Source organism: Actinoplanes sp. SE50/110, assembly GCF_900119315.1.
In the GTDB taxonomy this organism is placed as follows: domain Bacteria; phylum Actinomycetota; class Actinomycetes; order Mycobacteriales; family Micromonosporaceae; genus Actinoplanes.
On sequence record NZ_LT827010.1, the window covers coordinates 3,016,466 to 3,037,937 of the forward strand.

General features: G+C 71.4%; 18 protein-coding genes. 7 read left to right on the forward strand and 11 right to left on the reverse strand.

Annotated elements, in window-relative coordinates; all coding sequences use genetic code 11:
• Positions 1-116: 116 nt before the first annotated feature.
• Both ACSP50_RS13385 and ACSP50_RS13390 read right to left on the reverse strand, forming a co-directional pair.
• Positions 117-401 carry a peptidoglycan-binding protein gene (locus ACSP50_RS13385; protein WP_014689872.1) on the reverse strand — a complete coding sequence of 95 codons (285 nt, stop codon included), beginning with the start codon at positions 399-401 and terminating at the stop codon, positions 117-119.
• 128 nt (positions 402-529) lie between these two features.
• Positions 530-871, reverse strand: a complete 342-nt coding sequence (locus ACSP50_RS13390) for a DUF732 domain-containing protein (RefSeq protein WP_155123495.1) — start codon at positions 869-871, stop codon at positions 530-532.
• A 424-nt stretch (positions 872-1,295) separates the two neighbouring features.
• Between ACSP50_RS13390 and ACSP50_RS13395 the strand changes: the two genes are divergently transcribed.
• On the forward strand, positions 1,296-2,183 hold the full coding sequence (locus tag ACSP50_RS13395) for a S1C family serine protease (RefSeq protein ID WP_014689870.1): 888 nt from the start codon (positions 1,296-1,298) through the stop codon (positions 2,181-2,183).
• 484 nt (positions 2,184-2,667) lie between these two features.
• Here the strand turns inward: ACSP50_RS13395 and ACSP50_RS13400 are convergent, their stop codons facing one another.
• The 4 genes from ACSP50_RS13400 to ACSP50_RS13415 all read right to left on the reverse strand — a co-directional run bounded on the left by ACSP50_RS13400 (position 2,668) and on the right by ACSP50_RS13415 (position 8,835).
• Positions 2,668-6,156 carry an ABC transporter ATP-binding protein/permease gene (locus tag ACSP50_RS13400; protein WP_014689869.1) on the reverse strand — a complete coding sequence of 1,163 codons (3,489 nt, stop codon included), beginning with the start codon at positions 6,154-6,156 and terminating at the stop codon, positions 2,668-2,670.
• A 113-nt stretch (positions 6,157-6,269) separates the two neighbouring features.
• Positions 6,270-7,451, reverse strand: a complete 1,182-nt coding sequence (locus tag ACSP50_RS13405) for a metallophosphoesterase (protein WP_099343765.1) — start codon at positions 7,449-7,451, stop codon at positions 6,270-6,272.
• Between the two features lie 21 nt (positions 7,452-7,472).
• Entirely contained in the window at positions 7,473-8,126 is a 654-nt protein-coding gene (locus ACSP50_RS13410; protein ID WP_014689867.1) for a nucleoside/nucleotide kinase family protein, read from the reverse strand.
• A 55-nt stretch (positions 8,127-8,181) separates the two neighbouring features.
• Positions 8,182-8,835 (reverse strand): hypothetical protein, encoded by a 654-nt coding sequence (locus ACSP50_RS13415; RefSeq protein ID WP_014689866.1) that lies wholly within the window; start codon positions 8,833-8,835, stop codon positions 8,182-8,184.
• A 215-nt stretch (positions 8,836-9,050) separates the two neighbouring features.
• Between ACSP50_RS13415 and ACSP50_RS41830 the strand changes: the two genes are divergently transcribed.
• The 4 genes from ACSP50_RS41830 to ACSP50_RS13430 all read left to right on the forward strand — a co-directional run bounded on the left by ACSP50_RS41830 (position 9,051) and on the right by ACSP50_RS13430 (position 12,272).
• Positions 9,051-9,212, forward strand: coding sequence for a hypothetical protein (locus ACSP50_RS41830; RefSeq protein ID WP_155123496.1), 162 nt, complete (start codon positions 9,051-9,053; stop codon positions 9,210-9,212).
• Positions 9,213-9,293: 81 nt separating this feature from the next.
• The gene (locus ACSP50_RS13420; RefSeq protein ID WP_014689864.1) at positions 9,294-10,247 is read left to right on the forward strand and encodes a sulfotransferase; all 954 of its coding nucleotides are present in this window, start codon (positions 9,294-9,296) and stop codon (positions 10,245-10,247) included.
• A 48-nt stretch (positions 10,248-10,295) separates the two neighbouring features.
• Positions 10,296-11,207 (forward strand): hypothetical protein, encoded by a 912-nt coding sequence (locus ACSP50_RS13425; RefSeq protein WP_014689863.1) that lies wholly within the window; start codon positions 10,296-10,298, stop codon positions 11,205-11,207.
• A 66-nt stretch (positions 11,208-11,273) separates the two neighbouring features.
• Positions 11,274-12,272: a serine/threonine-protein kinase gene (locus ACSP50_RS13430; RefSeq protein WP_014689862.1), complete on the forward strand. Its 999-nt coding sequence runs from the start codon at positions 11,274-11,276 to the stop codon at positions 12,270-12,272.
• Here the strand turns inward: ACSP50_RS13430 and ACSP50_RS13435 are convergent.
• A complete protein-coding gene (locus ACSP50_RS13435; protein ID WP_014689861.1) occupies positions 12,269-13,678 on the reverse strand; it encodes an amino acid permease in 1,410 nt (469 codons plus the stop codon). The genes ACSP50_RS13430 and ACSP50_RS13435 overlap by 4 nt on opposite strands.
• 267 nt (positions 13,679-13,945) lie before the next feature.
• Here ACSP50_RS13435 and ACSP50_RS13440 point away from each other — a divergent pair, with 267 nt between their 5' ends.
• Together ACSP50_RS13440 and ACSP50_RS13445 are read left to right on the forward strand one after the other, a co-directional pair.
• Positions 13,946-14,272: an STAS domain-containing protein gene (locus tag ACSP50_RS13440; protein ID WP_014689860.1), complete on the forward strand. Its 327-nt coding sequence runs from the start codon at positions 13,946-13,948 to the stop codon at positions 14,270-14,272.
• 247 nt (positions 14,273-14,519) lie between these two features.
• Positions 14,520-15,989, forward strand: coding sequence for a N,N-dimethylformamidase beta subunit family domain-containing protein (locus ACSP50_RS13445; RefSeq protein WP_197688134.1), 1,470 nt, complete (start codon positions 14,520-14,522; stop codon positions 15,987-15,989).
• A gap of 10 nt (positions 15,990-15,999) precedes the next feature.
• On the opposite strand, the gene ACSP50_RS13450 is transcribed toward ACSP50_RS13445, so the two are convergent.
• From ACSP50_RS13450 to ACSP50_RS13465, 4 genes are read right to left on the reverse strand one after another with little or no spacing between them, the layout of a single operon-like run.
• On the reverse strand, positions 16,000-17,265 hold the full coding sequence (locus tag ACSP50_RS13450; RefSeq protein ID WP_014689858.1) for a cytochrome P450: 1,266 nt from the start codon (positions 17,263-17,265) through the stop codon (positions 16,000-16,002).
• 45 nt (positions 17,266-17,310) lie between these two features.
• The gene (locus ACSP50_RS13455) at positions 17,311-19,503 is read right to left on the reverse strand and encodes a glycoside hydrolase family 9 protein (RefSeq protein WP_043511406.1); all 2,193 of its coding nucleotides are present in this window, start codon (positions 19,501-19,503) and stop codon (positions 17,311-17,313) included.
• 32 nt (positions 19,504-19,535) lie between these two features.
• Positions 19,536-20,789 carry a RimK family alpha-L-glutamate ligase gene (locus ACSP50_RS13460; RefSeq protein WP_231956924.1) on the reverse strand — a complete coding sequence of 418 codons (1,254 nt, stop codon included), beginning with the start codon at positions 20,787-20,789 and terminating at the stop codon, positions 19,536-19,538.
• Positions 20,786-21,469, reverse strand: coding sequence for an esterase family protein (locus ACSP50_RS13465; RefSeq protein WP_014689855.1), 684 nt, complete (start codon positions 21,467-21,469; stop codon positions 20,786-20,788). The genes ACSP50_RS13460 and ACSP50_RS13465 overlap by 4 nt, the downstream gene beginning before the upstream one ends.
• Positions 21,470-21,472: the final 3 nt, after the last annotated feature.

Here is a 21,472-nt window from a genome sequence, read left to right on the forward strand (position 1 = left end):
GATTCGGCCGTACGGGTCGGGACGACGCCTGTCGTCTCGACCCGGCCCTTCATGCGGTCACCTCGTGAACGCCGGACATGTGCGGCGACCGTGGGGGGCGGGACGCGAAAGGGCGGTCAGGCGGCCCGGCGGAACTCGTTGAGTTCACGGGCCTCGGCGGCATAGCGGGCGAGCAGGTGCACCGTCTCCGGCCCGGCGGTGCCGTCGGTGTCCAGGCCGACCCGGGCCTGGAAGGCGAGCACCGCCTGGGTCAGGTCCGCCGGTTCCGGGCCGACCGTGACGCCGAAGTCGGCGAACAGGGTGCGCAGGCTCGCCGGGTCGGCGGACGGTGTGCTTTCCGGCCAGCCGATCAGACCGCCGACGGCGGTGCCGACCATGGTGAGCATTCCTCGAGCGGTCATGGTTGCCTCCCCGATTCGCTGTGTGCTTCCAGCTTCGGGTTTTCCGCTGTGTACGACATCTGCCGAGGGTCTCGATCGGCTGTGGTCGCCTCCGACTTTTGGCCGGGTGGAGCCGGGGCCGTGCGAGCCTACGGACAGAGGGCGGCCCGGGCCACGTCGGTCAGTTTGCGGGCCTGTTCGGGGGATACGCCGTACGCGGCAAGATCGTCATGTTCTTGACCGTGTGCCGACGCGCAGGCCGTGCTGCCCAGATCGGCGATCTCCTCGTCCCGGCGATCCACGGCTAGTTCGGGCAGTTCCTGACGGACGGCAGCGACGAAGCGATCCTGGTTGTCGGCGGGCGGCGGGGCGCTCGCGGCGGGATGGGCGCGGCCCTGCACCCACACGGCGTCCGAGTGGGAGCATCCCGCGGTGGAGCCCAGCACCAGCATGACAAAACCGATGGAGCAGGCGATACGACCGGAATTCACCGGAAAGACCGTATGGCACCCGGGGCGGTCGGCGACCGCGACGCACCGACTCGGACGGGGGACCCCCGCGGAGCATGATCCGAGGCAGGCGGTGAAGGCCGGGGCCGTCAGGCGTGGCGGGGTCGGGGCGGCGCCGTGGTGATGGCCGGGCGGTGGGCGTGGCGGGGGTCAAAGCGGTGCCGGTGATGGCTGGGCGGTGGGCGTAGCGGGGGTAGGGTGATCGCTGGGCGGTGGGCGTGGCCGGGGGTCGGGCAGCGCCGTGGTGATGGCTGGGCGGTGGGCGTAGCGGGGGTCGGGTGATCGCTGGGCGGTGGGCGTGGCCGGGGGTCCGGCAGCGCCGTGGTGGCGACAGGGGCGATGGCGTACAGCGAAGTCACAGACCGCTCACCGGTTCGGGACAATCTCCGGGAACACCGTGAAGAACATGACCGAGCCGCTGAACCGTTCCGCCGCCGAGCATCACCACGTACCGTCGTCGTTCTACCCGCCCGTCACGCACATCCCGCCGGCGATGGTGCGGACCCCGGCCGACCCGCGTTGGAAGCGCCGGATCGCCGGCGGCGCCGCGGTCCTGGTCCTGGTCCTGGTCGGCGGTGGCAGCAGTGCCGGAGCGTTCCTGACCGAGCAGTACCTGAACGGGCGCCCGGCCACGGCGAGCAGCATCTCCGGGACGACCGTGGCCTCCACCACGATCACCGAGGGTGACGAGCTGGCGCCGATCGTCGCGAAGGTGCGGCCGAGCGTGGTGACCGTGCTGGTCGACGGGGCGCGCGAATCGTCGCTCGGCTCCGGTGTGGTGGTCAGCGCCGACGGGCTGATCCTCACCAACCATCACGTGATCTCTTCGAACGGCACGGTCAGCGTGCGCCTGTCCACCGGCACGACGGTGCCGGCCAAAGTGGTGGCCGCGGACCCGACGCACGACCTGGCGCTGGTGCAGGCGACCGGGGTGTCCGGGCTGACCCCGGTGACCTTCGCGACCGACGACAGCGTGGCGGTCGGTGACACGGTGCTGGCCTTCGGCGCCCCGCTCGGCCTTGAGGGGACGGTGACCTCGGGGATCGTGTCCGCCTTCGGCCGCAGCCTGGACACCGGTGCCGAGAAGCTCTCCGGCCTGCTGCAGACCGACGCGCCGATCAACGAGGGCAACTCCGGCGGTGCGCTGGTCGACACGGCCGGCCGGGTGATCGGGATCAACGTCGCCATCGCCACGTCGGGGGACAGCACCGGCAGCGTCGGGCTCGGCTTCGCGATCCCGGCCGATACGGTCACCGGGGTGGTCCGTCAGCTTCAGACCCGGGCCGCCGGCTGAACCGCGGTGCGCCGGCTTCAGAACCAGACCGCCGGCTGAACCGCGGTGCGCCGGCTCCAGATCCAGGTCGTGTCCTGAACCCGCAGTGTGCCTGCTCCAGCCCACAGTTGATCCCCGAGGCGATGGGAGCGGAAGCGGCGGACAAAAGGCGCGCCGCCGGAAACGCCGCGGGGAAGGCGCTGCCAGGTGAGGCGCGGCGGGGCGGCGGGAGGAAGGCGCGGCGGGGGAATGATGGTGCGGGGAAACGCCGCGGGACGGCGGTCTGGTCAGGGCGCGACAGAAGGAGCGTGCGGCGGGCGGTGAGCGGCGTGGGGAAACGCCGGGCGAGGCGGTCCGGGGCGGTGAGGCGGGGCGGTGAGGCGGGGCGGTGAGGCGGGGCGGTGAGGCGGGGCGGTGAGGCGGGGCGGTGAGGCGGGGGTGTGAGGCGGGGCGGTGAGGCGGTGAGGGAACGCCCCGCACCCCGCACCGCCCCGGCGTCAGCCGATCAGCCGGCCAGGTGACCCCACCGGTCCTCCAGCTCGGCCCACGTCCCCTGATCCTCGGCCTTCCCCCCGATCAGCACCACCACCCGATCCGCCTGCGCCAGCGCGGCCCGCTTGGACGTCGAGCCCACCACCGTCACCCCATGCGACCGCAGCGCCCGCCACAGTTCCAGCTCCGTCGTCACGTCCAGGGCCGACGACACGTCGTCGGCGATCAGCAGCTCGGTCCGCGGCGCCAGCGCGCGGGCCAGGGCGAGGCGCTGGAGCTGACCGCCGGAGAGCCGGGTTCCCTTGTGGCCGATCAGCAGCTGCAGCCCACCGCCGGCCGCGGACAGGTCGTGCCGCAGCTGCGCCACGGTCACGGCGTCCTCGGCGTCCACCTCGTGGCCGAGGCGGATGTTGTCGGCCACGGTGCCGGAAAGCACCCGGGGGAGCTGCGCGACGTACCCCACCTGGTTGGGTCGCAGGAAGAGTTCCGGCTCGTTCACCGGTTCGCCGTTCCAGCACAGGTCGCCGGTGTGGTGCACGATCCCGGCGAGGGCCCGCAGCAGGGACGACTTGCCCGATCCGACCGGGCCGACGACCAGCACCAGGTCGCCGCGGTCGACGGTCAGGTCGATGTCGCGTACGCCTTGGGCGCCGTTTTCGTGGACGGCGCTGAAGCCGCGCAGCTGCAGGGTGCGCAGCGGGTTGCGCGCCGCGGCCGCCGGTGCCGGCGCGGTGCCGGCGGAGATGTCGACGCCCGGGATCTCGGCGGTGTATTCGGCGGAGCCGGTCATCGCGACGGTCCGCGCCGTCCACACCCGGGCCGACGGGAAGTGTGACACCAGCGACGCCGTGGTCCACGCGAACCAGCGGGCCGAGCCGAGGGTGGCGACCGCGACCAGGGTGGCCGCGGCGCTGAGCCGGTCGGTGAGGTACAGCGACCAGACGCCGATCGGCAGCAGGCCGCTGGCGATCGACGGGGTGGACCGCGCCCACACCTGGATCGCGATCTCCCGCCACTGCAGTTCGCTGCGCCGGGCGTCAAGTTTGGCCAGGTGGGCGAGCACCGGTTCGGTCGCGCCGGCCAGTTTCACCGTGCGTGCCGCGGACAGTGCGGACACCAGCGCGGTCGCGAACGCGGCGCGGGCCCCCACGGTGCGCCGGGCCGCCTGTTCCAGGCGCGGCCCGAACAGGGTGGCGGCCAGGCCGGACAGCAGCATGGTGCCGACGAAGAACAGGGCCGGCACCGGCGAGCGCGAGGTCAGGGTCATGGCGACCACGACGACGAGCGCCACCCCGTTGTCGATCAGATTGTCGGCCAGCATCACCACCCGCTCGGTGTCGCCGCCCTGGGCGACCACCTCGGCCGGGGTGTGCTTGCTGACCCGGCGCGGCCCGATCTGCCCGTGCACCAGGCGCAGGCTGATCCGCAGCATCTGCCGCACCCACCATTCCGGGAACCAGGCCCCGGTGAAGTAGAGGGTCGGGATCAGCGCGATCAGGCAGGCGGCGATCCCGACGGCGGGCAGCATCGGGTTGCCGACCCCGTCGACCACCCGGGACCACAGCACCGGCAGGACCGCGCCGTCGAGCCCGAAGACCACGAGGAAGACGAAGAGCGAGACCGCGCCCAGCCCGTACCGCGCGTCGTTGGTGGCGAGCCGGACGATCTCCCGCATCGTCCGGGTTCGCGGCGGGGTGGGCAGCGGAGGCGGCTCGACGGTCGGCAGCGGGTTGCTGAGCGCGTCCGGGCCGAGTTCGAGCCGGACAGCGGCGTCCCAGTCATGGCGTTCCTCGACGAGCACGCCGCCGGACCGGTCTCGGGCCGGCGCCGGCACGGTCAGGTTGCTGCTGGCCATGAGCTCGGCGAAGCGACGCGATTCGCGCAACGGGCCGGCTTCGAGCACTTCGCCGTCGGCGAGCACCACCACCTCGTCGCAGCGTTGCACCGAGGAGAGCCGGTGCGCGACGATCACCCCGATCCGGCCGCGCAGCAGCCGGTCGGTGGCCTGCTGCACCCACGACTCGGTGACCGGGTCCATCCGGGCGGTGGCCTCGTCGAGGATCACCACCTGCGGGTCGCGGACCAGGATCCGGGCGAACGCCACCAGTTGCTCCTGCCCGGCGGACAGCTTGTAGCCGCCCTCGCCGAGCCGGGTGCCGATGCCGTCCGGCAGCCCGGCGACCCAGCTGCTCAAACCGAGTTCGTCGAGGGCCGCGCCGGCCCGGGGCAGTAGGTCCTCGTCGAAGAGCGCGATGTTCTCGGCCAGGGTGCCGGCCAGGATCTCGGTGCGTTGCGGGACGATCGCGGTCCACCGGCGCAGGCCTTCGACGTCGAGGTCGTTCAGGTCGACGCCGCCGAGGAAGACCGTGCCGGGCGGCACGTCGACGGCCCGGGTCAGCACCTTGGCCAGGGTGGACTTGCCGGATCCGGTGCGGCCGATCAACGTGTACGACCGGCCGCGGGCGAAGGTGAGGGTGACGCCGCGCAGCGCCGGCGGGCGGCCGCTGTCCGCCTCGCCGTAGCGGAAGGTCAGGTCACGCACGATCAGGTCGCCGTCGGCGGGCGCCCGGCCACCGGACGGCTCCTGCGGCACGGCGCGCAGCATCTGCACCCGGCCCCAGGCGCCGAGCGCGTTCTGCAGCTCGGGCACCATCCGGGTGATCTGTTCCAGGGTGCCGCCGAAGCCCAGGGCGAGCAGCCACACGCCGGTCAGCCGGGCGCCGTCGATGTGCCCGGTGGCCAGCGCCCAGGCGCCGACCACGACGAGCGAGGCGATCAGCGTGCGGGTGATGGTGCCGGCGCCCATGGTGACCCGGGACGAGGTGCGCCAGACGCGGCGGCCACGGGAGAGCACCTCGCGGGCCCGGTCGGCGTACAGGCGCAGCACGTACGGCGCGGCGAGGCTGGTGCGCACGTCGTCCTGCCCGTGGATCGCCTCCTCCATCACCGCGGCCAGGTCGGACCAGGCCTCCTCCTCGGCGATCCGGATGGCGGAGATGCGCTGGATCGGCTTGTTCATGGTGATGAAGATCAGGACGGCGACCGCGATCATGGCGAGGCCGGCCGGCCACCAGACGAAGAACGCGGTGACGATCGACAGGGTCGCCACGGCCAGGCTCTGCGCGATCCGCACGCCGCTGCCGCGCAGCTCGGAGGCGACCTGGTAGACGTCCGAGTCGATCCGGTCGAGCAGCTCGCCGACCGGCGTGTTCTCCAGGGTGGGGATGTCCTGGCCGAAGGCGACCCGGTTGAGCCCGCGGCGGACCTCGGCGGCCCAGTCGGCGGTCAGCCGGGCGGCGATCAGGCCGACCACGACGTCGCTGAGCACGATCGCGCCGAGTGCCCCGGCCAGCACGGTGAACAGCAGGACGGAGCGGTCGACCAGGACCGATCCGGCGAGCGCCAGCGCGACGGACGAGCCGGCGGCGCCGAGCACGATCAGGAACACGGCGAGCGCCGTGCGACTTCGGGAGGTAACCCACAGGTCGCGGAGCAGGCGCATGAGAAAGTCCTCTGGAGCGATGGGGTGGCAGGCGGTATCCCATCCTCCGTTGGCCCGGTGGAACGACTCAACCGGTTTATTCGGCAGTGATCATGATCTCCGCCGCTGCCGGGTCACTCCGCCGAGCGCAGGGTGAGCACCGTGATCTCGCTGGGCGCGAAGATCCGGAACGGCGGGCCCCAGAAACCGGTGCCCCGGCTGGTGTAGAGCTGGGTGCGGTCGCCGTGCCGGGACAGTCCCTGCAGGACCGGCTGGTCGATGCGGACCAGGTAGTGGAACGGCCACATCTGCCCGCCGTGGGTGTGCCCGGACAGCTGCAGGTCGATGCCGTGCGCCACAGCGCCGTCGATCTGCTGCGGCTGGTGGGCCAGCAGCAGGACGGGCAGGGTCGGGTCGGCGCCGGCCAGGGCGGCCTCGTGGTCGGCGTGGTGCCCGGGGACGCCGGAGCCGGCCGCGGTGCGGTCGTCGACGCCCGCCACGACCAGCGAGTCGCCGCCGCGGGTGACGACCAGGTGGCGGTTGTGCAGGGCGTCCCAGCCCAGCGACGACATGTACTCGACCCAGCCGGCGGCGCCGGACATGTACTCGTGGTTGCCGGTGACGTAGACCCGGGCCATCGATGCCCGGACGTCGCCGAGCGGGGCGGCCTGGGCGAGCCGCTGCGGGACCTCGCCGTCGGCGATGTCGCCGGTGTGCGCCACGATGTCCGGTCGCAGCGAGTTGACCACGTCGATCACCCCGCGCGACCAGCGGGACCGGTCGATCGGGCCGTAGTGGGTGTCGGTGATCAGCACCACCCGCAGCCCGTCCAGCCCGCGGCCGAGCCGGGAGATGGTGACGTCGACCGCGCGGACCCGGGAGACCCGCATCGCCTCGCGGTGGCCCCAGAGCAGCAGGACCGCGGAGATCGCCAGGACCAGCCCGGTGACCAGCCGGGAACGGATCGGGTCGGCGACCCCGGCGAGGGCCAGCACCAGGCCGAGCAGCTGGCCGAGCACCGACCAGGTGAACAGCACCCAGACCACGCCCAGGGTGGTGTCGGCGATCCGCGAGCTGCGGTCGTCACGGCGGCCGTGACCGCGGAACATCAGGACCGGGAAAGCCGCCGCCACCAGCACGAACACCACCGTGCCGGCGATCCGGACCGGGGCCGGCCAAGCGTTGCCCGACCAGAGCAGCGTGGCCCACGGCACGCCGAAGAGCAGCGCGAGCACCGCGACCAGAATGACACCGAACCGGGCGCCCGCCCGCCGGCGTCGCGGCCGCGCCGCGACCGCCGCCTCTTCCACTGACATGCAGACAAGCATGCCACCGGCCTACGACACTCTCCCCAGCGTTCTCAGCAGCGCGGACGGCACCACGAGATCGGCCCGGTCCCGGGTGGTGGCGATCAGCTCGGCGTTGCGCTCGTCGGTCCCGGTCGCCCAGGTCAGCGCGTCCTCCGGCGACTTGCCGAACCGAACGTGCCGGGCCACCAGGCGACGCAGCCGTTCGGCCGGCTCCAGATCGGCATACCAGACTTCGCTGAACACTCCGGACAGTCCCGCCCACCGGCCGTCCTCGAGCAGCAGGTAGTTTCCCTCGGTGATGACCAGCCGGGCGGCGCGGGACACCCCGATCGTCCCCGCGATGGGCTGTTCCAGGACCCGTTCGAATCCCGGCGCGTACACCATCTCGTCCTGATCGGCGAGAATCCGCCGCAGCACCGACGCGTATCCCCAGCCGTCGAAGGTGTCCGGCGCGCCCTTGCGATCGCGCCTGCCCAGCCGCTCCAGCTCCACGTCGGCCAGGTGGAACCCGTCCATCGGCACGTGCGCCACCTCGTCACCCGGGCCCAGCGCCGCCAGCAGCGACTCGGCCAGGGTGGTCTTCCCGGCGCCCGGCGGCCCGGTGATCCCCAGCACCGCGCGCCGCCCGCCGGCCACCAGCCCGCGGGCCCGATCCACCAACTCCGGAAACGTGCTCTCCATGACGGCGACGCTAGCCGCCGCACGGGTCAACCGACGATGTCGGCGTACGCCGTGCTCAGCCCAGCCCGAGTCGCAGCCCCGCCACGCCGGCCGGCGACAGTGGCCGGGCGGTGGCCCGCGCCAGGTCGTCCCGCACCCCGGCGGGCAGTTCGTCGCCGAGCGCGCAGAGCACCGGGTAGAGATCGAGCACCTGCCGGTGGCTGAGCGCCCCGGCCCCGATCAGCAGCCCGTTCAGCGCGATCGGCGTCTGGCCCAGTTCGCCGCAGAGCTCGGCCCGCCAGGCCGGGTCGTGCACGTGGTCGGCGAATTCGCGGGCGATCCGGTTCCCGGCCGGGGAGCGCAGCCCGCCGAGGGTGTTCTGCCGCAGCCGGCTGATCGGCGGCGCTAGCCGGCAGGCGATGCCGAGCCGGCGGGCCAGCTGCGGAACGGTGAGCACGTCCATCCCGGCCGCGCAGCCCTCGCAGAGCCGCTGGTAGGTCTTGGCGTGGATGACCGACGCGGGCCGCTGGCACGCGCCGTCGAGGCCGCAGGACGGGTCGAGGATCACCTCGGTGAGGGTGCCCTCGTGGTCGAAGCGGCCGACCGCGAAGTAGGTGGCCGGGGCGGTGCGGTAGCGGGCCAGGGCGGCGCGGGCGCTGACGTAGCCGTCCGGGTCGACGCCGATCTGTGGCACACCGGCCTCGGTGTGCAGCTGGATGAGCCGGAACATGGTGCACGCTCCCGGGGGGTGATGCGAACGGCGAAGCGTTGTCGCGTTGTCGTCTCGCTCCCGGGTACGCGCACCGGCGGGGAAAAGTTCAGTCACTACACACAGTTAGTGATCCGTGACGAGATACGCGCTGGCAGGCGTCCTGGGAGCAAGCGAAGGTTACTCCCAGTCACGTGAAATGGCTAGGCCTCGCGGGTTCTGGCATGCTGGTCGGCGTGCGTACCGGTCAGGGGGTGGCCTGTGTCTGCGGGCACCCGTTCGAGGCTCATCAGCACTACCGCGCCGGCACCGAGTGCGTGATCTGCGCGCCGCGCGAGTGTGCCCGCTTCCGCCGCACCCGCTGGTGGCGCCGCTGGACCGCGGGCCGTGCCGTTTAGGGGTCGACGGGGGATGCGAAAGTCTATAAGTTCTGTAGGCTTACCACACTTTGAAGTGACCCCTTTGAAGTGAGGACACCGATGGCACTTCCCGACTTCCTGATCGCCGGTGTGCCCAAGGCCGGCACCACGGCCCTGCACGCGGCACTGGTGCACCACCCCGACCTGTTCCTGTCGCCGGTCAAGGAGCCCAAGTTCTTCCTCTCCGACGGGCCGCCGCCGCGGCACGGCGGTCCGGGTGACGTGCAGACCTACCAGGAGCACGTCTGGCGGCGCGAGGACTACGAGGCGCTGTTCGCGCCCGCGCCGGCCGGCGCCAGACTGGGCGAGGCCACGCCGTTCTACCTGCACGACCTCGGCGCGCACGACCGCATCAAGGCGGTGCGGCCGGACGTACGGCTGATTCTGCTTCTGCGTGATCCCGTCGATCGGGCGCACTCGAACTGGACCCACCTGTGGAACGCCGGCCTGGAGCCCGAGGCCGACTTCCTGGCCGCGTGCCGGGCCGAGCCCGCCCGGATCGAGGCCGGCTGGGCGCAGTTCTGGCACTACCTGGGCCTGGGGTTGTACGGCCGGCAGCTGGAGCACCTCTACCAGCGCTTCCCGCGCGAGCAGGTGCTGCTGCTGCGCTACAAGGAGCTCAAGGACGCGCCGGCGGCCACCCTGGACCGGGTCTGCGCGTTCCTCGGCGTGCGCACCGGGCTGCTCACCGCGATCCCGAAGGAGAACGTCAACCGGCACGTCGTGGAGGACAACGGACTGAACCGGGTGCTGCGCGGGCTGCTGCGCGCCGGCGGCGGTTTCGGTCAGCACTTCCCGGTGCCGCTGCGGCTGGCCGCCCGCGGCCCGCTGCTCACCCTGCTGCACCGCAAGAAGGGTGCGCGCCCGGTGACCACCCCGGCCGAGCGGGCGGAGCTGCTGCCCTACTTCGCCGAGGACATCGCGCTGCTGCAGGACATCACCGGCGAGCGGTACGACGACTGGCTCAGTGTGGACCGACACGCCCGCGCGCCGGAAACCCCACCCGTTCAATAGGTTATGCGAAGATTGCCCGGTACGCCCTATCTCTCCAGGAGCGCGAACGTGTCTGTCGGAACCACCGCCCTGCCCCTGCCCCGCTGGGAAGACTCCACCGTGGTCGTGGAGCCGCCGGGCACCGAGCCGGGTGCGTGGTCCGGCGCGCCCAGTGCGATCGCCGCCGACGGGCACATCTACCTGGCGTACCGGGTGCGCCTGCCGATCGGCGCCGGCCGCGGGATCGCCAACGTGATCGCCCGCTCCGCCGACGGGCTCGCCTTCACCGTGGTCGCCGAAGTGGGCAAGGACCGGTTCGCCGCCGAGTCGCTGGAACGCCCGGCGCTGGTCCGCACCCCGCAGGGGCGGTGGCGGCTGTACGTCAGCGCGGCCACCCCGGGGACCAAGCACTGGCGCATCGAGATGGTCGAGGCGGACACCCCGGAGGGTCTGGCCGCGGCGCCGGCCCGGACCGTGCTGGCCGGTGACGCCGAGTTCGGCTGGAAGGACCCGGTGCTGCACCACGACGGGCACGGCTGGCACCTGTGGGCCTCGGTGCACCCGCTGGAGTCCTGGGACGACGCCGACCGGATGACCACCGAGTACGCGACCAGCCCGGACGGCGTGCACTGGACCCGGCGGCGGACCGCGCTGTCCGGCCGGGCGGGCCGGTGGGACGCCCGCGGGGTGCGGGTGTCGTCGGTGTCGGTGACCGGCGACGACATCACCGTGGCCTACGACGGCCGGGCGACCGCGGGGGAGAACTGGGAGGAGCGCACCGGGGTGGCCCGCGGCCGGCGGCTCGCCGACGGCAGCTTCGGGGAGCTGACCGCCGAGGACGACGAGCCGGTCGGCAGCCCGCACCCGCCGTACGGGCTGCGTTACGTGAGTCTGGTCGATCTGCCGGACGGCACCCGCCGGCTGTACTACGAGGCCACCCGGGAGGACGGGGCGCACGACCTGCGTACCGAACGGGTGTAGGAAAGATCTTCGCGGTTTGCGCAGGCACCACTCGGGTATCGCCGTCTGCAGGGCGGAGGGAGTTCTGTGCGCACGCTGGGCGGCCGGTATCGGCTGGAGCACCGGATCGGGCTGGGCGGCATGTCCGAAGTGTGGCGTGGCCACGACCAGGTGCTGGACCGCCCGGTCGCGATCAAGATCATGGCACCCGCGGTGGAGGGCACGCTCGGTCAGACCGGTGTCGACCTGATCCGGGCCGAGGCCCGCTCGGCGGCCCGGCTGGCCCACCCGAACGTGGCCGGCGTGCACGATTTCGGCACCTCGCCGGCACCCGGTCGGCGCGACGTCCCGTACATCGTGATGGAGCTGGTCGAGGGGCAGACGCTCAGCCAGCACCTGGCCGGCGGCCGGCTCGACTGGCGGATCGGGGTGCGGATCTGCGCCGAGGTGGCCGCCGCCCTGGCCGCCGCGCACGCCGAGCAGGTGGTGCACCGCGACATCAAGCCGGCCAACGTGATGCTCACCCCGAGCGGCGCCAAGGTGCTCGACTTCGGCATCGCGGCGGCGGTCGGCGCACCCGAGCCGGACACCGGCGGGATGGTGATGGGCACCCCGGCCTACGTCGCCCCGGAACGCTTCGACGGGATGCCGGCCACCCCGGCCTCGGACATGTTCGGCCTGGGCTCGCTGCTCTACCACTGCCTGGCCGGCCGGGTGCCGTGGACCACCCGCTCGCCCACCGAGCTGATCCGCGCCCAGCGCTACCACGACCCGGAGCCGCTGCCGAGCCTGGACGGACTGCCGCCCGAGGTTCTCGACCTGTGTTTCCGCTGCCTGCGCCGGGACCCGGCGGAGCGGCCGACCGCACTGGTCGCGGCGCTGCTGCTGGCCGAGGCGGTGGACGCCCGGGTGTACGTGCCGATGATGGAGATGAAACCGGTGGTGCCGGCCTGGGACCGGACCGCCGCCGAGGCCGCGACGTATGCCGGCCCGCAGGAGCAGGCCGCGACGTATGGCGGCCTCCAGCAGCAGGCCGCGACGTATGCCGGCCCGCAGGAGCACGCGGGCCGGCACCGCCTCGACTAGTCCGCCCGCTCCAGACGTACCCGGGAGTGCCGGTAGCCGTACAGCCCGTAGATGATCAGACCGGCCACCAGCCAGACGCCGAACCGCAGCCAGGTGGCCCCGGGCAGGTCGCTCATCAGGTAGACGGCGAACGCGACACCGATCAGGGGCAGCACCGGCGACCACGGCACCCGGTACGGCCGGGGCATCTCCGGGCGGGTCCGGCGCAGCACGATCACCCCGATGTTGACCAGCACGAAGGCGAACAGGGTGCCGATGTTGACCAGTTCCACGATGGTGCCCAGCGGGACCAGCGCGGCCAGGATCGCGATCAGCACGCCGAGCGTGACGGTGATCCGGGCCGGGGTGCCGAACCGCGGGTGGACGGTGGCCATCCGGCGCGGCAGCAGGCCGTCGCGGCACATGGCGAAGAAGATCCGGGTCTGGCCGAAGAAGATCACCAGCACCACGCTGGTGATCGCGACCACCGCGCCCAGTGCCAGGATCCCGGCCGCCCAGCTCATCCCGGCGCCCTGGTCGAGGGCGGCCGCGAGCGGGGCGTCGCTGTCCTTCATCTGGTCCGGGCTGGCGATGCCGAGCGCCCCGATCGCGGTGAGCACGTAGAAGACCGTGCAGATGGCGAGCGAGCCGATGATCGCCCAGGGCAGGTCGCGCGACGGGTTACGGGCCTCCTCGCTGCCGGTGGAGACGGCGTCGAAGCCGATGTAGGCGAAGAAGATGATCGCCGCGGCCGCGGTCACCCCGTGCGTGCCGTGCGGGGCGAACGGGTGGAAGTGCCGCGTGCTGAAGTTGGCGAACGCCACCACCAGGAAGAAGATCAGCACCACCAGCTTGACCACCACCATGACCAGGTTGGCCCGGGCGCTCTCGGTCACGCCGCGCACCAGCAGGAGGGTGATCGCCAGCACGACGAAGACGGCCGGCAGGTTGACCACCCCGCCCTCGCCGGGGGACTTGGCGATCGTGTCCGGCAGGCTGACCCCGAACGCGGCGTCCAGGAACGCGTTGAGGTTGCCGCCCCAGCCGATCGCGATGCCGGCCACCGAGACGCCGTACTCCAGGATCAGGTCCCAGCCGATGATCCAGGCGACGAGCTCGCCCATGGTGGCGTAGGTGTAGGTGTACGCGCTGCCCGAGACCGGGATCGAGGACGCCAGCTCGGCGTACGACAGCGCGGAGAACACGCAGGCCACCGCAGCGAGCACGAAGGACAGTACGACGGCCGGGCCGGCGATGCCCGAGCCCTTGCCGATCACCACGAAGATGCCGGTGCCGATGATCGCGCCGACGCCCATCGCGGTCAGCTGGGTGACCCCGACCGCCTTCTTGAGCTCGGTGCCCTCCTCGGCGGTGTCCTGCACCAGCGATCCGACGTCGCGGATCGCGAACAACCCTGGTCTGGCCATGCCGTTCCCCCTTCGACGAGTCTGATCACGTCATCCCGCGTTCACCTGTCCGCCAAGCGGCATGCCGAACGGTTCGGCGCGATGCGGGAATCTGTGCCGTCCGGGTTGCCGGATGCCCCGTCCGGTGGGTGAAATCCGGCCCGGGCGTACGCGGTGTGCGGCGAGGTCGGGAAACCGCGCGCCAGCCTGCGAGCGGGACATCGGGACCGGTACGGTGGAGAGATCGGGCAAATCGCCCGACTCGGAATATCAGTGGGCGAGGTCGTCATGGGTGAGGCCGTGATCACCACGCGGCGGCAGGCCGACGGCGCCCTGGTCGTCGAGGTGCGCGGCAGCCTGGACGCGGCGACCGTCGACGGGCTGCGTGCCACCCTCGTCGACACCGTGCTGCGCGACCGTCCGGCCGTCGTCGTCGTCGATCTGACCTATGTGACCTTCATGGACTCGGTCGGCCTCGGCGCCCTGGTCGCCGGCGAGCGGACGGTCCGCGACATCGGCGGCCGGTTCCGGCTGCGCAACCCCAGCGAGTTCGTGCATCGCCAGCTCCGGGTCACCGGCCTGGCCGAGTTGCTCGGCGTCAGCTTCGGTTTCTGAAGCCTTTCCCAGCCCGGAATTCCAGCCGTTCGCCCTATTCCCGGGCAGGTGGCTTTCGGTCGACCATTATTGCCGGGTGACGAATACCGCCCGAGCAGGGGACAGAATCTGAATCTTCTTTGTGATAGCGTCCTGTGCCGCCGCTGTGGAAGTTACGGGGATTGATTTTCTACTCGGGTGCACCTCCCGGAGATCACTATGCCCGAAATGTGCCGCGGCATTTGTCGGCATGTGAAAGGTGGATCTGTTGCCCTCGTCTCGTCGTTCCGTCGTCAAGGCGGGAGTGTTCGGCGCGGTGGCCCTCGGCGGCGGTCTGAGCGCCACCCGCCCCACCACCTCGCAGGTCAGCGCCACCATCCTGGAGAACCGGTTCCAGGGCAACAAGGGCTGGCTGCCGCAGGAGAACGTGAACGACGCCGCCCGGCAGATCCAGGGCTTCGCCTCCGCGACCTCGGTCAACAAGGGCGACACGATCGACTTCCACGTCACCCTCGCGACGCCGCAGCACTTCACCGTCCAGCTGTTCCGGCTCGGTCACTACCGGGGCGTCGGGGGCCGGCTGGTGCACACCAGCCCCAACCTGTCCGGCAGCACGAGGGTGGTGCCCACGGTGGACCCGGTCACCGGAACGGTGGACTGCGGTGACTGGCCCGCGGCGTACTCGTTCAAGGTCCCGCCGGGCTGGGTCTCCGGTCTCTACCTCGCGGTCTTCCGCACCCAGGACGGGCACCGCTCGGTCACCCCGTTCGTGGTGCGCGACGACAGCCGCCGCTCCGACTTCGTCATGGTGGTGCCGTTCACCACCTACAACGCGTACAACGTGTGGCCGGCCGACGGCCGTAACGGCAAGAGCCTGTACAAGGGCTACCGGCCGGACGGCCTGATGGGCGACGCCACCCAGCGGGCGTACGAGGTGTCCTTCAATCGTCCGTTCTCCGGTGGGGGCCGTCCCACCTGGTTCGACATCGACGTCGCCACCGCGCAGTGGATGGAGTCGCAGCGGTACGACGTCACCTATGTCAGCAGCATCGACCTGCACGAGGGCCGGGTCGACCCCAGCCGGCACCGGGCGCTGATCTTCTCCGGGCACGACGAGTACTGGACCGCTTCCATGCGGGACGTCGTGCAGAAGGCGATCACCGGCAACACCCACGTCGCGTTCCTGGCGGCGAACAACCTGTACTGGAACATCCGGATCGAGGCGGACGCGCGCGGCACCTCCGGCCGGATCGTCACCTGCTACAAGGGTGCGCCCGACCCGGCGCCCGACCCGATCGGCGAGACCACCCTGTGGCGCAACCTGGGCACCGGCCAGGAGCACGCCGAGGCCCGGCTGCTCGGCGTGCAGTACAGGGGCATCCTGGCCACCCCGGTCCCGATGGTCGTGCAGAACACCCAGCACTGGCTGTGGGCCGGCACCGGTCTCAAGGACGGCGACACGATCCGGGACCTGGTGGCGGTCGAGGCGGACGGCTTCGAGTCGGATCTGCCGACCGACTACGAGTCGACCCAGACGCTGCTGTCCGCCAGCCCGTACACCGACCGGATGGGCCGCGGCGACCGGGTGCAGAACACCAGCGTCTGCGAGACGCCGAACGGCACCATCATGTTCGTCGCCGGCACCTTCCACTGGCCGCTCGCGCTGGTCAAGTCGAAGGTGACCGACGCCCGCATCCAGCGCGCCACCAAGAACCTGTTCGATCGCTTCCTGAGGTAGTCCGCCCGGGTCAGACCGACACCGGCCGGGCCCGGGATCCCGCGGCGACCAGCAGGGACCGCGGTCCGCGGATGATGCTGGCGTCGCGGCGCCGCAGCCGGCCGGCCCGCCGCAGGTCGGGCATCCGTTCGGCGAGCATCCGCAGCGCGACCCCGGCCTCCAGGCGGGCCAGCGGCGCACCCACGCAGTAGTGGATGCCGCTGGAGAAGGCCAGGTGATCGGCCTCCGGCACGCGCCGGATGTCGAAGCGGTCCGCGTCCGCGTACACCGCCGGGTCCCGGTTGGCCCCGCCGAGCAGGCAGACGACGAACTGGCCGCGCCGTACCGTACGGCCTGCCACCTCGACATCCTCGCGCGCGCAGCGCGCCGTACGCTGCACCGGCGAGTCCCAGCGCAGCGTCTCCTCGACCGCCGCATCGGCCAGCCCGGCCGGGTCGGCGGCCAGCGCGGCCCACTGATCCGGGTGGTCGAGCAGCGCGTTGACCGCGTTGCCGATCAGGTTGACGGTGGTCTCGAAGCCCGCCACGAGCAGCAGCCGGCACATCGGCAGCAATTCGTGTGACTGGATCTGATCACCCTCGGCGGCCAGGATCCGGCTTACCGCGTCGTCCGCCGGCTCCCGGCGGCGCAGCGCGAACAGCCGGATGAACACGTCGTCCATCGCGTTGCTGGCGGCGATCAGCGCGGCCGCGTGCCGCAGCGAACGGACCCCGTCGAGGGCGCTGCCGACCACCGCGCCGTGCTCGGCGAACGCGTCGGCGTCCGCGTCCGGGATGCCCAGCAGGTCGGAGATCACCGCGATCGGCAGCGGCGCGGCGAACTCGCTCACCAGGTCGAAGGTGCCCTTGGCGGCGGCCGCGTCGAGCAGGTCGCCGACCACCTGCTCGACCCGCGGGCGGTAACCGGCGATCTGCTTGGGGCTGAACGCCGGCTGGGCGAGGCGGCGCAGCCGGGTGTGGTCCGGCGGATCCTTGTCCAGGAAGGACATGTCGATCTGGTCGCCCGGGGCACCCGGCCCGTTCATCTCGACCGCGCGCGGGCCGAATCTGCGGTCGCGCAGCACGCTGTTGCAGACCGCGTGGGTGGCGGTGGTGTAGTTGCCGAGCCGGGTCGGCATCAGCGGGCCGTGGGCGCGGACCTCGTCGTATACGGCGTACGGGTCGTTGCGCCCCTCGGCCAGGTGCAGGCGGGACAGTGGATCCCGCCGCACCCGGCCCCAGTAGTTGATGGCTAGTTGACGCTGGTACAACGCGGCGGCGAAGCGCAGAGCCTGCATGGTCCGCACGTTACGCCACGAATCGCCGCCGGTGCGGTAAGTGATCTAGGACAGTTCCGCGACGTAACCCGAGACGCGGGCCAGCGCGGCGTTCCAGTTGATCGCCTCCTCATTGGTGGACCAGGACTGGATGTCGTCGATGTAGCAGAACTGGGCGACGCAGCCCGTCAGCTTCTCCTGCGCCAGCGGATCCTGGATCGAGGAGTTGGCGCCGCCGGCCAGCGTGCCGTTCGGTGGGTGCGGCAGGCTCGGGTCCAGCTCGTGGGCGTACCACCGGCTGTGCTCGTTCTGCGACGAGACCTCGCCGTAGCCGGTCACGTACGACTGGTTCAGCGCGTTGCGGCCGAACACGTAGTCCAGGCCGGTCAGCACGCCGTCGCGGTACTTCTGCTTACCGGTCAGTTGGTGGGCGGCCGACATCACCACGAGGTTGTTCAGGATGATGCTGTTCGAGCCCCAGTCCCAGACGTTGTTCGCCGGCGCGTAGCCCACGCCGTACGGCTGGGCCTTCTGAACGGCCAGATACCTGTCCGCGGCCTGGGCCACCGACTTCCTGATCCTGCCCAGGCCCGGCAGGTTGTTCTGGATCAGCGCCAGGTCGAGCCGGCCGGCCGCGGCGGTGGATCCCCAGTCGAAGGCGCCGGCGCCGAACACGTCCGCGGTGTTCTCCGGGGACGCGAGCACGTCCGCGCGGTACTGCTTCTCCTCGGTGGTCAGGTACAGCTCGGCGGCCGCCCAGTAGAACTCGTCGGAGACCTTCGCGTCGTCGTAGGTGCCGCCGCCGGTGCCGTCCGACGGCGAGGCCAGCGCGATCGGGTTGGTCTTGGCCGCGGTGTACGCCTTGCGCGCCGCGGCGAGGGTCCTGGCCGCGAACGCCGGGTCGTACTTCTCCCAGATCCGTGACGCCTGCGCGGCCACCGCGGCCAGGTTCAGCGTCGCGGCGGTCGAGACCGGGTGCAGCTCCCGCGGCTGCGGGTCCTGGTCGGGCAGCAGCGGCAGCCCGGTCCACGCCTGGTCGTGCACCTTGTGGTGCACCATCCCGTTCGGCGCCTGCATCTTCAGCAGGAACTCGAGCTCCCAGCGGACCTCGTCGAGGATGTCCGGCGTGCGGTCGCCGCTCTCCGGGATGGAGAGATTCACGGTGCGTACGTCATGGGACTGCTCGTACTCGCTCAGCAGTTCCCAGACCGTGATGCCGCCGTTCACCACATACTTGCCGTGGTCGCCGGCGTCGTACCAGCCGCCGGTCACGTCCAGCCGGTAGTCGCAGACCCCGGCCTGGCACGGCACGTTGCCGTCACCCTGGTTCGGGGCCACGCCCAGGTGCCCGGCCGGCCGCGCGTACCCGGGCCGCAGATCGTCGCGGATCTCGATGCCGGACCGCTGGGTGTAGTAGAACTTCAGCGCGTCGGCGCGCAGCGACCGGAAGGCGGTCCTGCCGATGTCGAACGGGCGGGACGTCTCCCCGTCCGCGGTGATGGTGAAGCCGGTCCCGGCGGCGCTCCACCGGCTGAAGTCGATGGTCTGCACATTCTGGCCGGACGACGGGTCGACGCCGCGCGGGGTGGTGTCACCCTCGTACACCACCTTGCCCTTCTTGTTCTTGAGTTGCCAGGGCAGCGGCGTGGTCGCGGCGGTGACCACCGTGGCCGCCTTCGGGCCGTCCGGCAGATAGGCGACCTGGTTGACCCGGACCCGCGGGCCGGTGTCCGGCTTGTACACCACCGGCGGGACGCCGCCGACCAGCGAGACGTTGTCGACGCAGAAGTGCCACGGGGTGGCGCTGCCGCCGACCTGGAAGGCGACCTGGCCCTGCGCGGTGCTCGCCGCGGCCTTGAAGGTGTACTCGTAGTGCTGCAGGTCGCCGAGGACGGGCGACTGCTCGACATAGGTGTCGTACGGGCTGACCGCGAGGCCGGTGATCGCCCGGACCACGTGCCCGGCGTCGCCCGAGGCGTCGAAGCTGAACCGGTACGTCTCGCCGGCGACCAGGTCGATGTCGTTCTGCCCGATCGCGGCGTCCCAGCGGTTGGTGGTCCCGCCGGGCACGTCCACGCAGGCCCGGCCGTCGGTGAGGCTGATCGGCATGCCCGCGGTGGACCAGAAGGGGTCGGATGTTCCGTCGAATCCGCCGTTGACGACCTGCTCGACCTCGTCCGCCCGGGCCGGGGCGGAAGCCCCCACGAGCAGGAGGGCGGCGGCCGCGGCGATCACGGGGGAGCGCTCCCATAGATGCATGGAGACATACTGATGACCAATGTGTGACCACGTCAACGCCCCTGGTCACGAATCCAGGCGTCGATCAGGCCGCCGAAGTGGCCGAGAAACTTCTCGTGCTCGTGCACCGGGTACATCGCCCGGACGGTTTCGCGCAGCAGCGAACGGAACTCCTCCGAGGTCACCCAGTCGTAGACGATGTCGTCGACCGCGCCCAGATGCGTGTCGCAGAACTCGCGGTACCGGTCGATCTCGAAATACCGGTCCGCCAGATCCCGATAACCCGACAGCTTCTCCGGGTACGACCGGTCCGGGTCGTCGGCGATCGCGAAGTAGTCGGCGGTGTCCGTGTCCAGCCGCATCCGCCGGCCGGTGACCACACAGAAGACACTCCATCGCAGCAGCGCCGTCATCGCCCACGGAAAGTAGTAGTGCAGCGAGGTCAGCGCCACGTCCGGGCAGGCGTTCGCATAGTCGATCGGGAACACCTCGTCGCCGCGGACCAGCGACTCGCACGAGTTGAACTCCCACCGGAAGAACGCGTTCACCAACCGGGAGACGGTCACCACCTCGTCTCCCGCCGCATCCGACAGGAAGTGGTGGTCGACCTGGTAGCGGGCGTGCATCGGCTGGTCCGGCAGGAACCGCATCACCATCGTCTCCGGACCGATGGTCAGCGAGCGGGCGAACACGTCGTAATCCTCCACCGAGGCCTGCAGGTGCATCAGGCGCTCACCGGACGCGTCGTACGCGGCATGCAGCTCCTGCGCATTGCGGATCTTGGAGACCCCGACCCAGGCGCCCCCGTCGTACGGCTTCATGTACAGCGGATAGCCGATCGAGGCGGCCGTCGCCTCCAGATCGAACGGGTTGTTGTACCGCGCCGCGGTGTACGCCCAGCGGGAGTTGTCCAGTGGATTCTTGAACGGCACCAGCACCGTCTCCGGCACCTTCAGCCCGAGCCGCATCATCGCGCAGTACGCCGCGTGCTTCTCCATCGACTGGAAGGTGAACGGGCTGTTCAACAGGTACACCCCGTCCATCAGGGCGATCTTCTTCAGCCACTCCCGGGGGTGGTAGTACCAGTACGCCAGCCGGTCGATGACCAGGTCGTGCTTCGGCTGATCCCGCAGATTGAACGGCTCGATGGTGACCCGCACCGCCCGGGTCCGGTGCGAACGCCCGTCCGGGCCGGCGACCGTGCCGAGCCGGCGCAACAGCGACTCGAAAGCGCGCGGCCAGTCGTCCTCGGTGCCCAGCAGCATGCCGATGGTGTGCTCGACGTCGGCCACGTCGCCTCCGATCACTCAGGCCAGGCTTGGTTCAGCAGGGCGGTCAGATGTGGGTCCAGCGCGGTGCGCCACGTCGCCCAGTCATGCCCGCCCGGGACGACGGCGAGAGTCGTGGCATACCCCTGTTTGTCCAGCGCATCCGCCATGTCCCGGTTGTTCGCCAGGTTTTCCTCGGCGGAACCGCAGGTCAGGGTCACTGGCACGGCCGGGCCGCGGGTGGCGGTCAGCACCCGGCGCACATACCGCACGATCCGCGACCAGTGCGCGAAACCCGACTCCTGGCGGTCGTGGCGGGGCTGGAAGAAACTCCCCGACTGCAGGAACAGCCCGGCGAAGCCGGCCGGGAACGACCGCTGGGCGTGCAACATGGCCAGCGCGCCCAGGCTGGCGCCGGCGCCGACGACGGGTCGCGCGCCCAGCCGCGCCCGCAGCCGCGGGACGATCTCCAGGGCCAGGGCTCTCGCGTACGCGGGTGACGCCGCATACCAGTCCTCCCGGAGCTCACCGGGCGGCAGCAGCGCCACATGACACCCGGGCAGGCGCGCCGTCAGACCGGTCTGCGACTCGTACTCCGGACCGTCGTGGGCGATCAGCAGCCGGTCGCCATCCCCGGCCGGGGACCAGACCCGCGCGGTCATCGACGTGTGCAGGGCGGGCAGCGGCAGGCGGATCGTTCGCCAGCGGCCACCACCCATGAA